This is a genomic window from Flavobacterium collinsii, from assembly GCF_902804485.1.
Classification (GTDB): Bacteria; Bacteroidota; Bacteroidia; order Flavobacteriales; family Flavobacteriaceae; genus Flavobacterium; species Flavobacterium collinsii.
Window position 1 is genome coordinate 24,765 of record NZ_CADCST010000125.1, and the last position, 15,467, is coordinate 40,231.

Consider the following 15,467-nt stretch of genomic DNA (forward strand, 5'->3'; position numbering starts at 1 on the left):
GCTTAAATGGTTAAAGATTTGATTTGTATTTTATTTATGAGGTAATCGATTTGATTTTCAATTTTGGTCAATGACAGCCAGTTCTCATATTCCTTAGTATCGAGAATAATAGCGGCCAGCGCCCGACCCCAAATGCCTCCGGCTTCCAGAAGAAATTCCGGAGTAAGTAGTTGTTCTGTTTGTTCTTGCTGTATGGTATTCATTAAAATAGCCGGAATTAAAGGATGCTGATACAACATCATTTTAAAACCTTCTATTTGGGCAAGCAGTCTGTTTTCGTTGTCATAATAACAAAATTGCGCTTCGACTATAGATTGCATTTTTGATATTTTTACATCGCATTTTAGAGACGTTCCTTCTGCCTGAAACGGAGCAAACTGTTTGTAGCTTTTCATGCTGAAAGGAAAAACGGCAAAATCTATTGTATTATGGTTCATAAGCCAGTAAGCGGCCAATTGTCCTGAACAATCTAATAATGCTGCCGGAATTTGAAATACGGGATTAGATATATTGCTAAATGCTTCTTTTAAAACTGGCATACGCATTACTGCAGTTAATTCTTTTGAGTTTAGGTTGGTTACTTTTTCAATTCCGGTGTAATACGGACCATGAAAAAGATCTTCTTTGTAAAAATTAGCTGCAGGTTTTAAGGAAATAGTATTTTCGCTGTGTTGTATAGGCTGATAGGATGGAGCAATAGTGTAATTTGGTGAAAGAATCACAGTTGCTTCAAATGCTTTTTTCTTATTTCCGCTGCTTTTATTTAATTCGTAGATAACGACTTCTGTTTTATTTGTACCAATGGCGTTTACTTCAATACCAACGTCTATTTTTCCTTTTTCGAGTGCCAGCCACGAATGTCCTGAAGCATTTTCGATACCGGTTACTTTAAATTGTGATCTGGAATAAAGCAGTGCTGCTTCGGCTGTAATTTCTAGACTTACGGTAAAGGCGATAACGGCCAGCTTTTCTCCCATAGCGTGATCCTTAAAAAAAGGATAGGAGTGAAGGTCATATTGTTTTTCGATATACATTTTACCATTTGTATGGTTGCTTTGTTTGGCTAACAAGGGAAAATGAGACGGAATAAATTCTATATTGTTTTTAAGTTGCGGATTTTGTCTTTTCTGGATTTCCTGTTTAAACATGTTCCAGGATTGTTCCTGTACTTGTAAAAAATGCTGCATTAATTCCTGATGCTTTTTAAAAATCAATACGTTTTGATTGTTATTGTTTATTGTTGTATTGATTGCGGCAGGCTGCTGCGGAATTTCTTTTTCTGGTTTTTTGGTATTTGAATTAAAAAAGTCAATATCAGTGTTTACTCCGTTAATCCAGAGTAAAGCACATAATTCTGAGAATGTATTGAAATTATCTTTATCAGGAAGGTTGGTGTTAAGTATTACAACAGGTTTATTTTTCAGGGTATCTTTGACAAAATTGACCAGTTTATTATTTGGTCCAACTTCAATAAAGGTGTTGTAACCTTCTGAGTAAAGTTTATTGATAGTATCTTCAAATTTTACAGTATCGACCCATTGTGCAATCGCTTTGTCGACCACCATTTCGCGGTCTTCAGGAAACGGGATGGCATCTACGCAGCTGTATAAAGGCGTAACAGCTTTTGTCAGGAATAGATTGGCATAAATATTTCTAACTTCTTTTGCTTGTTTGCTGTAAAACGGAGTATGATATGGATGATCTGTATACAATTGAAAGGCCATGGCTCTTTCTTCAGAAAGCCTGTTTTTTACTTCGGTCAGTTTATCTTTAAGAACATAAATTACCAGTTGGTTCGGGCAGTTTTTCATTGCCAGATAAACGTCTTCCTGATAGGTTTTTAATAACGCATCGAGTTTTTGAGCAGAATAATTATTTATCGCCAGATATTGACCTTCATATTGATGATCTAATAGTATAGGAACATTTATTATTCTTTTGATGTTATTGAGAATTTCATCATCATTATTAAACTGTACAATTCCCGAAGCTATAATTGCGGCATTTTCGCCGTTGCTGTGGCCAAGCATGGCATTGCAGGAAAGATTAAGTTTGTTTAATATATCACAGAAAGCCAGTGAAGTTATAATTCCAAGACTTCCTTTATCCATTAACGATCCTTCTTTTTTTGAGAATTTGTCAATCATGGTTTTTTCTAAAAACGCTGCAGATTCTTCTACAGGAATATCCAGAATTTTTTTTGCCATGGAGAGCCATTTCTCAGACGCAGGAAATTTATTTTCGAGTCCGCTTAACATTGAAGGATGTTCAGAACCAAATCCCGGAAATAAAAAGACTGCTTTTGACGGAATATTGGTTAATACGGCATGATGTATTTTTTGGCTTAATTGTGATTTTAGGGGCTGACCGGCATTTATTTTTTCGATTATGCTGTTAATTTTTGCCAGAAGTTCGGTATTACTATTGGCAGTAATTAGTAAACCGCCAGTATGCTGATAATCGTTTTGACATACCTGAATTGTCAATTCAAATAAATTTGTTGAGGTATTTAATTTTTCGATCAGAGAAAGCAGTGTTTCACACAGAGACTTTAGGTCTTTATACCTAAAAAGAAATAAGGTTGTTTTACTCTCTTTTATCTCAGTGTGCTGCATTGGTTTATTTATTAAAAATTAATGTTCATTTTGTTTTTCCTTTAAGCCTTTAATGTATGCGTCTATTACGCCCATACCATCAACAATAGGTAAAATATCAATATTATGATTATCTGTTAGGTTATATTCTCTAAGACCTCTTGCCAGTTCTGCATGGCTGTCTGAGTTTAATACCCAGACGGTGCCTCCGGAAACCAAACCGTAACAAGCTTCAATTTTTCCGGATTTTAGAGCCTGAGTAAGTCCTTCTTTAATTTTTAAAAGTTTTTCTAATTCAACATTTTTCAACATCGAAGGGCCTTTTGTTATGATTAAATATCTCATTTCGTAAATATTAATTTGTTACTGAAGTTTTTTTATGATGACTTCATATCCAAGTGATGATAGTCCCGTGGTATCTGATCCTACAGATGAGCAGTGAGCTAAACCGGCCTGTTCCAGAAATTCTTCTATTTCTTTTACGGTATATTTTTCTGAAACTACCGTTGGAGGATAATTTGCTTTTTTACGCAGAGCATTAAATTCTGCCAAAACCTCTTCAGATACATCACGTTTCATGTCATGAATCAAACAGATTCCGTTAGGTTTTAAAACCCTATATTTTTCCTGCAGCGCTTTAACCGGATCAACAAGGTGGTGCAGGGTAGCACGGCTTATGACCATATCAAAAGTTTCGCTTTCAAAATCAAGATAATGCGCGTCGCCTTCTTTTACAGAAATTCTGTCTGATAAACCTCTTTCGGTAAATTTGTCATTGGCTTCAATAACATTATCTTCATAATAATCGATTCCGATAAAAGTATAGTTCTCAAAACCAGGTGTTTCGTAAAGGCGTTCCAGTAATACTCCGGTTCCTGTACCAACATCTAATAAAGTTGGTTTTTCGGTCGAAACGGGTGCATTTTTTTTACATCTTTTTAAGAACATATCATCCCACGGTTTTAAGAAAGTCGAAGTATAAGCTTCATATTCTAAAGCGGGCATTATATTGCGAATGTTATTTTGTTTCATTTTTTGTGGTTTTTAGTCAAATGAGAGTTCATTTATTTGATTATTCGTAAGAAAATCTCTTGCATCGGCACTTTTTGCTCCAAAAGGAGGTTTTTGCCTTTTTTCTTCTGCATGCGCTATCATAGCGAGGCTTCGGGCAAAAAGACCAATTCCGGGAACTAATGACTTGTCTGTAACGCCCAGATCGCTTAAGATCGCAGCAGTGATAAAATCTATATTGGGGTTTAAACCGGAATGATTTTTTAGCAGCTGCGTTGTTTCAAGATAAATGCTTTGGCTTTTTGTGTTTTTTCCAGAACTTGTCCAAATAGATTGAAGACAGTCTGGTCTTGGATCTTTTTTAAATAATGGATGTCCAAATCCGGGAATTATTTTTTTATGGACCAATAGTTCTTCAATCGTCTGGGCAACTTCTTCATTGGTTTTTGAAGAAAGTTTTGCGATAAGACCAAATGCGGCTTCTGAAGCTCCAATATGATGAGGTCCTGCGGCTATAAAACCAGACATGATAATCATATTGGCAGAAGCACCTGTTCCGGCTGTAACTCTTGGTGCTAAAACACTTGGAGTTAAATACCCAAAACCTGCATGCCAGGATATAAGCAGAGCTTCAAAAATTTTAATTTCATGTTCAGCCGCTGCTGTTTTAGAAAAAAGTGTTTTAAAAGCTGTTACAATAAACGCATCTGAATTAGTTTTGTAAATAGTTGCAGCATCTTTCCGGATTCCTTTTTTACCATCTGCAGCTATCCTCAGCATTAAAGGTAAAAGTGCAATTAGAAATAATCCCTTGGCAGTTTCTTTAGCAAAACACTCATTTGGAAGTTGGTAAGCGTTGTATGTTTTTAAAAACTCATCGTCAAGATCAAAAAGTAATCCGGCAATAACTCCTTTTATGGAACTTTGCGTTGCAGAAGCTGTTTTTTGAATCTGTTCAAAAACTTCATGTTCAATTGATACAGAATTTATCGAAGCCAGAAAAAATGTTTCAATCGCTTTTTGTTCTGAAGCTGATGGAAATGTTCCTGCCAAAATATGAAAAACAGTTTCAAAGAAATTCTTTTCAGAAATAATTTCATTTAAATCTGTTCCTCTTACTGATAAACTTTCAGGATCAAAACTTGGGCCATCTATTTTTGTACCTTGATATTTCATGTCTAAATTAAAATGAAGTTGAAATCCGTTAAAATTTTAAAAAGAGACTACTATATACTTAAAACTAAAGCTGTACTTTAAGTTCAGGATTTCCCATTCTTACCAATATTTTTCTTTCCATATCGGTAGTTTTTTTACGTCCGTGCATTACTGCATGATTGTCGATCATTAAAACATCCCCTTTATTCCAGCTTACTTTTACAGTGATTTCATCTGCTGCTGTAACCACTTTTTCAATGTAAGAATATGGAATTGGGCTTCCGTCTGCAAGACGTATAACCATTGGACAAAATTTGGCATCGTCACCCAAATGCTGTTTTACTTCTCCCTGATTAAATGAGATTTCGGCAAAATAGATATAAAGCATATTGTTGATGAAAACAGGCTCTTGTGTTTCTTCATCATAAATAACAGGATCACAAGTATATTCAATTTGTACAGCCTTATCATCTTGCAGTGATACTATTAGTCCTTTTGCTTCACAAAATTCTTCAAGCTCAGAAAAACTTTCTGTCATAAAAGCTTTTTGCCAGTCGCCGTCAGGCAGATATCTAATGTATTTGATTTGATTAGACAAAAAGAATTCTTTAGTATCATCATCAAGTGCATTAAACAGTTTTGCACCGTCACACAAGGTAGTCTGCCCTCCGTCTTTTGGCGGAATGAGGCAGTAGAAGTAAAGCAGTTCCGGCGGGTCCTGCATGTAGTACATTTCTCCGTGAAGAGGAATAGTGAAATCTTGAACGCTTCCGGTTGCGGTCATCAACGTTTTATCGTTGTTAATTTGTTCTCTGTCAATACTTTTCCATCTTGATCCTCCTCCCTGATAATCAGAAAAGTCTTTTATAAACTGATTACTGAAGGTGGTAAAGCCATCGACATCAAAATTAAACCCTCTGAATAATATTGCTTTATGCTTTTTATACAGCGAAAAAATTTCGTCCTGATCTAAATCATAAGAGCTTCCATTATCCAAATGTTCTATTAACAATCCAACTGAATTGTTAAGGCTGCTGATTTTTATATTTGACAAAATGTTATGGTTTTAAGGTTTGTAATAAAATGAAAGCAACCTTGATTAGAGGCTGCCTTCAATTGGGGTAAAAACTACTTTTTAGCAGCGAATGCGGTTAAGAAATCATGTGCGTCTGCGATAGGGATAATTTCTGTAAAGCTTGCTTTAAAAAGTGGATTGCTTCTTACAATAGTTGCAAGTTCAACAGTGTCTTTTGCGTTGATAACAATGATTGATCCTCCTGAAATAACAGCGTATGCTTTTTCAATTGGACTTTTTGGATCTTCTACAAGTGCTTTCACTTGTGCTCCTGTGTCTGCTGTGGCATTTAAGCCATGGCCCTGGCCGTTTGGCCTGCTGATAACTAGAAATTTCATATTAAATGGTTTAAAGATTACATGTTAATTAAAATACTCTTATTGTAAAATATGTGAGCGTATTGATAATTTATTAGCCTCCTTCTACATTTATATTTGACATTGTATTGCAGAAGAAAGTATGAATACCTAATGTTTTTTATTTAAATAAGCTTCATACACAATCATTTGCTTTCACATTATTAGCTTGATAAAATTAAATAGTTTAAAAAAAAGAAACTATTTATAAATACTTAAATTAATACAGTAAAAATATGTATTCAGATATTATTTGTAGGATTAAAATGCATGAGACAGGTTTTTAATGTCATGAAAAAGATTTTGGTTCTGTCGTATTTGAAAAACGGTCAAATTGACCACCACTTTTCGATTTAAACTGACCACCTGGTTTCGGTTCTAATTAACCACTAAAAACTACTTCTTTTTCATACTGTTAAACCATAGATCTGCATAAAACTACAGACTATGTAAATAGCAAACTAAACATGAATAAAATTAGAAAAGTCATTAAACTATATTGTAAAAGCAAAAGTTTTGTAAGAAAAAAAATATGGCGCTGTAAAAAATATATTTCTTTAATTTGATGTGTTTGGATTAAGTCTGAAGACTGTTAACAAGAAAACTGATAATGAATTAGACGAACTGTTTTCCCAAGGCCCAGTAGAAGTTATTTTCTCAAGAAGTGAGGATCTCTATGTTTATTTTCCACAGATGGAACGGGAAGTAAAAAAAAACAGGCACTAACATGGAAATCATATGGAAGAGATATATCGCTTTAAATCTCGATGGCTTAAGAATTACTCAGTTTAGAAACCGTTACATGGACTGGGCAAGGTTTTGTTGCATCTAAAGCTGTACTTCATCCGAGATACTTTTATAATAAGCGGTTCCATATAAGGAATTTCTAATAAATATTAAGGATTTAAGCGAACATCCTAAACAAACTTTATAAAAGAAAAAATCCTTTATTTTGTTAAGTTATCCAAGAGAATCATTTCTTAATCCTTTTAAAGTAGTAATAGGAATTAATTATTTTATTTTGTAATTGATCGAAAATAAAGAATTCTAGAACTATTTATTCACCTTTTTTATTATCTATTCATCTTCTCGTATTTTACGGGATACCAATGTCAAGCACTACGTCCGAGATAGATTATATGATAACTTATCCAACACCATAAAAACTAGAATTCCCAAATCAAACAAATACAGATAGGAACATGAAACGGCCGAAGAATATTTAGGTCATGAAGTAGCGAATTTTATAAAAGAAGAATTAGAACTCATTAAACGAACTGGAGAATCTAAGAATACTAAAAAAGTTATGGAAGCTTTTTTCAAACTTTCTGATGAGTTGATACAATACGTAGCACTACTAAAAGGTTTATTTGCATTTTATTTTCTCAAAAATAGTTTTTAATTGATCCATGACAGATCCCGATTTAAAATCTTTTTTGAAATTGGATCAATAAGTTTTGGGCAATCTGCAAAAGCCTCTATTGACATTTTCCTGATTAATGAATCTGTTCCTATAGAAAGAACATTTGATGCTGTCGTAGCGTAAGATTAAAATAGATTTTATAGAATCCGACAACAACGGTAACTTTAAACTGAATCATTATAATCAAAACTTTGGATATGATCTTGAAGCAGGTCTATCTAAACATCCTATTAAAGAGCTGGAGAATCCTAAGTACAAAGGCAATTTAATCAATTTGTTTGAAAGAGTTAATGTATAGTCAGTTACATTTGTTGTTAATGGAGCAGAAATAAAACAATTTGCAGAGGCTAATCCGCATTTTAAAACAGTAAATGTTTACGACGGATCTATGGAGAGAATTAACCATCGAGAAAGCAAAGACCAAAAACTGGATGAGAACGAAGGAAAAACACAAGGTAAAGAGGCTAATCTAAACAAGATTCTACCTCTGAACTTGCACAACAAGGAGAAAAGAAAAATAGTCAAAGAAAAGGAGACGTTAAATCAATATAGGTAAATCGAAACCCTAAAACCCTTAATCGATTTCTTTTTAGTCATTGAAAAAGATTTCCGTATTAGTACATCGCACATAGCGATTTATGCTTCTTTACTTCAATACCATGTAGATAATGGTTTTGTAAATCTAATACAAGTTTACGGACATGAAATAGCACCACTGGCAAAAATAGACTCTCTTTATACCTATCATAGATGTATCAAGAAACTAAATGAGTATAGCTATATAAAGTATGAACCAACGTTAAAAAAAGTAGGGAGCAAGGTGTATTTTATCAATTCGTGTAACGTAAATATTTAAAAATTAAAAGGCCTCTTGTGGGCTTTTTTTGATAAGCTTTATTAACATGATTAAGATGAAAAAAATAAATATCTTTAAAAACAGAGTAGGAGTAAGCTGGAAGATTGATAAAACCTATATAAAATTTAAAGGTATTTATTGTTATTCATATCGGGCTGTGGATAAATCTGGTAATACAATCTATTTTCTTTTAATTAGAAGAAACCAGAGAATGAGTGTGAAGTCATTTCTAATTAGGGCAATAAATAATAACTGAAGACCTGTTGTAATAAATATAGACAAAATCGGTTCGAACACCAGCGCAATATGAGTTTACAACAAACGTTCGTTTTCAAAGATTAAGGTTCGAAAATGTAAATATCTAAACAATATAGTTGAGTAGGATCATGGTTTCATCAAGTAGCGAATACAAAAGGGATAAGGCTAAAAAAAAAATCAATCTGCCAGACGGACAGTATGTGGAATAGAAGTTGTACATATGTTGAGAAAGAATCAGGTGGTAAAGTTATGGAGAACCATGTTTAAATCATTTTATAAATTGGTAGCATAAATTTTAACTCTCTGATTTCTTTCGAATTTATATGGCAGATGTGACAGAACCTTTTTTTGTGATTAAAATAGAATAAAGCTACTAACTAGCAACTTGAATTAATTACAAAAATATAGTTTAATTTTTTTTTTAGTTTTTGTTTCCATACGCAATTCCTTAAGATGCTGTGAGATTGCAGGTTATGAAAGAGGACGTTTATTTACAATTTCCTCGAAGATACATCTATATACTTTCAATAAATATTCCATAATAGCAATACGTTCAGGAAGTCCTAACGCCTTGGCTAAAATTATCAGTTCATTCTGATTTTCTGTAAAGTGATCTGTTTTTGTTACTCCCATTGTTTTATGTTTATATTGCTATATAATATTAAATGAAGCAAATTTGAACCATAAGATTTTCTTAAAATGTGGTTGTTTATTTTTCGGTATACTGAATGTCAATACTTTTTTATCTAAAAATGGCCGTGGGATATTACTTCGCGACCTTTAAAAAAAGATAATGTATTCGGTAGTAATCCCACTATCTGAAGAATTTCATACAAATTTATCTCTTTTTGAATTTGTGTTTTGTAGGATTTTTTTATATCTTCGAATAAGCTAATTACCTAATTTATTGTTGTCATATCAAAAATAGAATAATAAAAAAAATACAATTTAATCAATTTCACACCTCTTAAACCTAAGTAATATGAAAGTTAAATCGTTAAAATTGTTAGTAATTCTTCTTTTTATTTCCCCTGATAACATAGCTGCGCCATCACCCCCGCAACCACAACCACAATCAATACCTCCTCCAATTGGAGATCCTGTACCTATAGACAACGAAATTTCGATATTATTTTTAAGCGGAGTTATACTTGGAGCTTTTTTTTTAAATAAAAAAAGAACTTTCTAAATATATAGTTTTAGTAAAAAACGCTATTAACCTTAAAGTTAAAGTAATGAAGATCATAATTCTACTTGTTTTCCTCTTGATTAATACAAAATGTATCTCACAAGTTTATTTCAGTCCAAATACGAATATGTATGTAAAAAATGAAGTGTTATATGTTCAACAGGGGATCAACTTAACTTTGAATTCTAACCTGTATCTACGCAATAACTCACAATTGTTGCAAGGAACAACAGGGAATTCAGCAAATACAGGATTAGGTACATTGTCCCTTTATCAAAAAGGAACTTCAGATAATTTCGATTATAATTATTGGTGTTCTCCTGTTGGAAATGCGTCTAATTCATCCGGAAATGAAAACTTTGGCATTGCAATGCTGAGCAGACCTACCACAGCAACTGCTTCAGTAACGTCAACAATTTTACCCGTAAGCAGTTCCGATGGAACTTCCAACCCTTTGGCGATAGCACCGAAATGGGTTTACAAACTCATAAATGCCAATAATTATTCGCAATGGGTTTTTGTTGGGGGATCAACAATATTAGCACCCGGCGAAGGTTTTTCAATGAAAGGAACAAGCGGAACTGATTCAACAGATCCTGAAGGGACTGGTGTTACTAATAATCCGGGTGGAGTCCAAAGATATGATTTTAGAGGAAAACCAAATGATGGTAACATTACTATTTACTTAGGGGCTAATAATGCAACTTTAACCGGAAATCCATATCCTTCTGCTTTACATTTAAATGCTTTTCTCTTAGATCCTTCTAACGTAAATACTGGAGGCATTGCTTACTTCTGGGAGCAGGATAAAACAGTAAACTCACATACCTTAATAAACTACAGAGGGGGCTATGGAGCATATTCTCCAATTAGTTTAGTTTCTAATGGTGTATATGTACCGGCGACTTTCAACTCTTTTAACCCGGATGGTTCAATAAACAATACCGGATTATCTTCCGGACTTATAATACAAAGAAAATATTCTCCAATTGGTCAGGGATTTGTAATTAGTGCCAACGCTAGTGGAACAGCGACGTTTAAAAATGCCCATAGAGCATTTTACAAACAAGGAAGTGGTTTGTCACAGTTTGAAAAACAAACTCCTAAAGAAAAAAGCGCTAAAGAAATGGAAGTCACCGAGGAGATTTCATATTTGAAATTGAATGTTATAATCGATAATGAATTTACCAGACAATTAGCCCTGGTATTTGTCTCGCGTGCAACAGATGGAATTGACATCGGAATTGATGCACAAGGTATGGATATACTTCCTAATGATGTGAGCTTTTTAATAGAAAACAATAATTATATCATTCAGGGTATAAATTTCGACCCTGAAAAAAAAATCCCCATAATCGTAAAAGCAACCACCAATACTACTTTTAAATTTAAGGTTTCCGAGGTAATAAATTGGGACGCTTCACAAATGATTTACCTCTATGATGCACTGGATGATTCTTTTCATGACATAAAAAACGGAATGTATGAGGTTAATCTTGTAAACGGAATCTACACAGATCGTTTTAAAATTACATTCAAAAACGACAAAATACTTAATACTATTAACAAAAACTATAATCCCTTTTTCATTAATCAGGATAATATAAATAATAGTTTAAAAGTATCGAATCCCGGAAATCTTTCTCTAAAAACGTTTAAACTATATGAAATAACCGGGAAAATTATTCTGCATAAAGAAAATCTGGGAATAGAACAAAATTACACTTTTTCAACCAATGGATTAAGCAGTGGAATTTATATTGCTGAATTTTTAACCCTGAATAATGAAAGATTCACGGAGAAAATCATCATTTCAAATTCTAAAAATTAATAGTAATTCCCCAAAATAAACAACAGGAAAAAAAATAACAAATACCCAAAAATTATGATCAACAAACCTGCTCTTCGAAATCATAAAACATTCTTAGTGTTTCTCTTTATTCTTTTTGGATTTATAGTAAACGCGCAAGTCGGAATTGGAACAATAACACCAAATTCCAGTTCAATACTAGACCTTACATCTACTACACAAGGATTGCTTACTCCCAGAATGACAACTGCTCAAAGAAACGCGATAACAACTCCGGCTGATGGTCTTATTGTTTACGATACGGATCTAAAAGTTTTTTACTATTATTCGGCAGGCAGCACGTCATGGTTGCCGTTAAGTAGTGGAGTACCGGGAAGAATAAATTTTAAACGTATAAAATCTACAGATAATTTAACCACTCTTTTAGCTGATGAACTTGCCGCCGGAGGAGGTTTTAAATATCTCCTGAATTCCAGTACCTTATATGAGATTAACGGTAACATAACTTTTAATTTTCCTATTGACTTAAACAATGCTTACTTACAAGGAGTGGATTCAAATCAAGATGTTATTATCAGGTCATCAGGAAATATTTTTGAAGGTGCAAATGGAGGAACGATAAAAGGTCTAACCCTTCTCGCTACAGCCGGAAGCATATTTAACCTTAGTGGAGCGGCAACTCAAAACTTAATATTTAGAGATTGCATAGTAGCTAATTCCAACTCTGTAGGAAGTATATCCGGCTTTGGCTTGGTCTTTTTTAGTATCATTCAGTTCTCTGGAAATACAAATGGAATAACATACAACAATATCACGCAATTATTACTGAGTAATTTGGGGTGGTTCAGCAACAATTCAGGGACTTATGAAAAACTAACCGGGACTTTTACTCTTGTGGAAAAGCAAGGTGGCTTTAGTCAGGTCAATGGTACTGCTATTGGATTTGATGTATCTTCAAATCCGACAATATCAGGAGACGGTGTCTTAGAATCAGTTGTTTTTACCGGCACCAACACAAGTGGATATGTAAAATCCTACACTGCAGGTACTTATGCCGGATATAACTTTACCAATAGCTGGAGCGTACGGTCGGCCGGAATTCCTGCCGAAACTGATGCCAATTCTGTAGCTGATTTTACTATGGATTATCCTGTTGGCTCAGGTGCTTCTACAAGCTTTAATACATCGAATCCGAGTAATATTGTTAAAGTTAACGGAAATTCAACATCCTATAATTTATTTAGATTTTCCTTAGATGCGCCAACAAATAATAACAACAGATTGAGATATATGGGAAAAAAGAAGCGAATTTTTCAGGTTTCCGGCTCTATTTCCTTTCAGGTTCCTGCAATAGGTACATACATCATCTATATTGCAAAGAATGGAACAGCTTTAACACAGTACAAAATTTACGGAAGAGGACTGGCGCTAAATGACATTGTCGTTCTTCCTTTAAATGCTTCGGTTGAATTATTAACCAATGATTATCTTGAAGTTTATGCTCAACGATTCACTGGAGGGATAACTGACGCTATAATTGTTCCTAATATGACATTAACGATTAAATAATTTTTCTTTTAATTAGTGTCATATTTACATAATAATGTACTAATTTAGCGTAGATGAATATGCAAACAAAAAGTAATGGATATCTCGATGCTGCAACATCACGATACAACGAACATTGCCAATTGACGGAACCAGAAGCAAAAAGAGTACATGTGAGTGAAGAAGTGATTTTGTCATGTGGAGAGTATTTAATACTCTAAAATTTTTAATGCTCTCAGGAATTGGTGATAAAGAACAATTGGATGAGTTTGATATTCCAGCTTTTAGGCTTTCGCTTAAAGACCAGCCGATCACTTTGCGGTCAAAAAGGTCTATTATTACGGTAAGATAGAGACATCCTTCGTCGGTTTCTATATAGGTTATGTTCGAAACCCATACCTCGCTGCTGTAGTTTGTTTTAAAATCCTGCTCCAGTATGTTCTGCACCGTAAGATATCTATGAGAGGAGTTTGTTGTTTTTCTGAATTTCGTTTTTGCGATGCTTCGCAGATGGTTTTCCATCATGATTTTCGCCACAAAAGCCCTAGATGCCTTAATGCCGATTGCCGACAGCTCTTTGGCAATTCTGGTGATTTTGTATCTGTGTGGACTTCAGTTGTAGATTTGTATAATTTCAGAAGTGATGAAAATTTTACGTATGGCCCTGCTGGTAGGCAGCTCTTTCTACCATTTATATTAGCAGCTCGGATCGACCTTAAAAAAAACTGTACATTTTCCCAACGGGAAATATAGCGGTATGCTCTCTTATAATTTGATATTTTACCCGCCATTCTTGGAGAAGATGTTTGGAGCCTTTTTTAATATAGCAGATTCTGTCTGTTGCTCTTTAATTTACCTGTGCATTTTGATAAGCTAGTTTCTATCAAAATTGGACTGAGGGGATTTCTTTAAGCCAAGCTTCTCATCTTTGTAAGTTTCTTCCAGTACGTACTGCAGGGTATCAACACAGGTATTAAGCTCTCGGGCTACATCAAGTATCTTTCCGCAGTGGATACTCATCGAGGCGGCCAGAATATTGAACTCCAATGTGTACTTTTTTCTAGTCTTTTTCATAGCAATAAATAACATTATCGTTCTTCCTTTGAATGCTTCGGTTGAATTATTAACAAATGATTATCTTGAAGTTTATGTCCAACGATTTAGTGGAGGAATAGCTGACGCTATAATTGTTCCTAATATGACATTAACTATTAAATAATTTTCTTTAATTTTAATTAGTATTATATTTTCATAATAATTTATCATAGATGAATATGCAAACAAAAAGTAATGGATAAGTAGAGATACCTCCAATTCAATCTAATGAAAATCAAAGAGATAAATGCTATGCATGTTAAAAGAGACAACAGTTTGACTATGATTATAATACATGTAAAAGTAATCTCAATTAAAATATAATTTTGTTTAGAAGGAAGGCTCGGGGAAAAGAAGTACGGCAAGATTATTAAAAATTTTATCTACCATATTATTTAAAAGAATTTTGTTAATTTCAATAAATACTCAACAACAAAATTATTAGTAAAAGGCAAAATTTACGAAGTAGATGAATTAAACACTTACTTTTACGGTTGTTCTGAAGATTTATTTTTGGATTTGAATAGTAAAATATTAGGTTTATGCCTCAAAATCAAATCTTAAGGGTTTTGCGTTCAATTTTTTTTGAAAGTTAATTTCAGTTTCGGAAATTTATAGATGATGCATTTTGTTCAAATAATTAGAGTTATTTGTAATACAGTTTTAAGCTTAAACTTGGTAGACCTTGATTTTGCAGATTTTTTAGTTTCCTAAATAACTATGCACCAAGATTTTGCTCCAAAACTTTGCATTCTACTTTTATTTAATTATTTGCAGATTCTCCTCCATCCGAACCTCAGTCGTTAAGAGTTTGATGAATTAAGTGCATCTGAAGACTTGCGCGTCACGATTGTACCGCAAAATTTGAAATGGCAAATTATTTCTAAATTAACCTCAGTTTTCTGTGGCAGAAGTAGTATCAAGTATAGAATTACTAAAACCTTCACAATACTATAATAATCTTTTGCTTTTTCTTATCTGGAAATTTGAAATTTAAAAATTGTTAAAAAGTCCCATACTAGGCAGTATAGGACTTTTCGTTTAAATTCAAATCTTCCAAATTTAAATTTGTTTAAGGGGCAAACTACAGTAAATAT

General features: G+C 33.5%; 11 protein-coding genes and 2 pseudogenes. 5 read left to right on the forward strand and 8 right to left on the reverse strand.

Going from position 1 to position 15,467, the window contains the following annotated elements:
• Positions 1-2: 2 nt before the first annotated feature.
• The 6 genes from FLA105534_RS20270 to FLA105534_RS20295 form a co-directional block, all read right to left on the reverse strand.
• Entirely contained in the window at positions 3-2,615 is a 2,613-nt protein-coding gene (locus tag FLA105534_RS20270; RefSeq protein ID WP_173967902.1) for an acyltransferase domain-containing protein, read from the reverse strand.
• A gap of 18 nt (positions 2,616-2,633) precedes the next feature.
• A complete protein-coding gene (locus FLA105534_RS20275) occupies positions 2,634-2,939 on the reverse strand; it encodes a hypothetical protein (RefSeq protein ID WP_173967903.1) in 306 nt (101 codons plus the stop codon).
• Positions 2,940-2,957: 18 nt separating this feature from the next.
• Complete coding sequence (locus FLA105534_RS20280) at positions 2,958-3,626, reverse strand: class I SAM-dependent methyltransferase (RefSeq protein WP_173967904.1); 669 nt, start codon at positions 3,624-3,626, stop codon at positions 2,958-2,960.
• 12 nt (positions 3,627-3,638) lie between these two features.
• Positions 3,639-4,781 (reverse strand): citrate/2-methylcitrate synthase, encoded by a 1,143-nt coding sequence (locus FLA105534_RS20285; protein WP_173967905.1) that lies wholly within the window; start codon positions 4,779-4,781, stop codon positions 3,639-3,641.
• A gap of 64 nt (positions 4,782-4,845) precedes the next feature.
• Positions 4,846-5,814, reverse strand: a complete 969-nt coding sequence (locus FLA105534_RS20290; RefSeq protein WP_173967906.1) for a TauD/TfdA family dioxygenase — start codon at positions 5,812-5,814, stop codon at positions 4,846-4,848.
• Positions 5,815-5,888: 74 nt separating this feature from the next.
• Positions 5,889-6,173: a hypothetical protein gene (locus tag FLA105534_RS20295; RefSeq protein WP_173967907.1), complete on the reverse strand. Its 285-nt coding sequence runs from the start codon at positions 6,171-6,173 to the stop codon at positions 5,889-5,891.
• A 1,420-nt stretch (positions 6,174-7,593) separates the two neighbouring features.
• On the opposite strand from FLA105534_RS20295, the gene FLA105534_RS20300 reads away from it, so the two are divergent.
• Positions 7,594-7,737 (forward strand): hypothetical protein, encoded by a 144-nt coding sequence (locus FLA105534_RS20300; RefSeq protein ID WP_173967908.1) that lies wholly within the window; start codon positions 7,594-7,596, stop codon positions 7,735-7,737.
• An 827-nt stretch (positions 7,738-8,564) separates the two neighbouring features.
• Positions 8,565-8,664, forward strand: a pseudogene (locus FLA105534_RS24055) (DDE-type integrase/transposase/recombinase); the annotation flags it as partial.
• Positions 8,665-9,202: 538 nt separating this feature from the next.
• Here the strand turns inward: FLA105534_RS24055 and FLA105534_RS23855 are convergent.
• A pseudogene (locus FLA105534_RS23855) lies at positions 9,203-9,361 on the reverse strand (transcriptional regulator); the annotation flags it as partial.
• Between the two features lie 349 nt (positions 9,362-9,710).
• Here FLA105534_RS23855 and FLA105534_RS20310 point away from each other — a divergent pair.
• Genes FLA105534_RS20310 through FLA105534_RS20320 form a run of 3 tightly spaced genes read left to right on the forward strand, consistent with a single transcriptional unit; the run spans position 9,711 to position 13,296 of the window.
• Positions 9,711-9,917, forward strand: coding sequence for a hypothetical protein (locus tag FLA105534_RS20310; protein WP_173967910.1), 207 nt, complete (start codon positions 9,711-9,713; stop codon positions 9,915-9,917).
• A gap of 46 nt (positions 9,918-9,963) precedes the next feature.
• The gene (locus FLA105534_RS20315) at positions 9,964-11,748 is read left to right on the forward strand and encodes a T9SS type A sorting domain-containing protein (RefSeq protein ID WP_246253274.1); all 1,785 of its coding nucleotides are present in this window, start codon (positions 9,964-9,966) and stop codon (positions 11,746-11,748) included.
• Positions 11,749-11,802: 54 nt separating this feature from the next.
• The gene (locus FLA105534_RS20320; RefSeq protein WP_246253275.1) at positions 11,803-13,296 is read left to right on the forward strand and encodes a hypothetical protein; all 1,494 of its coding nucleotides are present in this window, start codon (positions 11,803-11,805) and stop codon (positions 13,294-13,296) included.
• Between the two features lie 39 nt (positions 13,297-13,335).
• Here FLA105534_RS20320 and FLA105534_RS20325 read toward each other — a convergent pair whose 3' ends face one another.
• Complete coding sequence (locus FLA105534_RS20325) at positions 13,336-13,800, reverse strand: hypothetical protein (protein WP_173967911.1); 465 nt, start codon at positions 13,798-13,800, stop codon at positions 13,336-13,338.
• Between the last annotated feature and the right edge of the window lie 1,667 nt (positions 13,801-15,467).

Excerpts from the sequence above, each read along its gene's own strand:
- FLA105534_RS20310 (WP_173967910.1), top strand. The coding sequence starts at position 9,711 with ATGAAAGTTAAATCGTTAAAATTGTTAGTAATTCTTCTTTTTATTTCC.
- FLA105534_RS20320 (WP_246253275.1), top strand. The coding sequence starts at position 11,803 with ATGATCAACAAACCTGCTCTTCGAAATCATAAAACATTCTTAGTGTTT.
- FLA105534_RS20295 (WP_173967907.1), bottom strand. The coding sequence starts at position 6,173 with ATGAAATTTCTAGTTATCAGCAGGCCAAACGGCCAGGGCCATGGCTTA.
- FLA105534_RS20325 (WP_173967911.1), bottom strand. The coding sequence starts at position 13,800 with ATGATGGAAAACCATCTGCGAAGCATCGCAAAAACGAAATTCAGAAAA.
- FLA105534_RS20275 (WP_173967903.1), bottom strand. The coding sequence starts at position 2,939 with ATGAGATATTTAATCATAACAAAAGGCCCTTCGATGTTGAAAAATGTT.
- FLA105534_RS20280 (WP_173967904.1), bottom strand. The coding sequence starts at position 3,626 with ATGAAACAAAATAACATTCGCAATATAATGCCCGCTTTAGAATATGAA.
- FLA105534_RS20315 (WP_246253274.1), top strand. The coding sequence starts at position 9,964 with ATGAAGATCATAATTCTACTTGTTTTCCTCTTGATTAATACAAAATGT.
- FLA105534_RS20270 (WP_173967902.1), bottom strand. The coding sequence starts at position 2,615 with ATGCAGCACACTGAGATAAAAGAGAGTAAAACAACCTTATTTCTTTTT.
- FLA105534_RS20285 (WP_173967905.1), bottom strand. The coding sequence starts at position 4,781 with ATGAAATATCAAGGTACAAAAATAGATGGCCCAAGTTTTGATCCTGAA.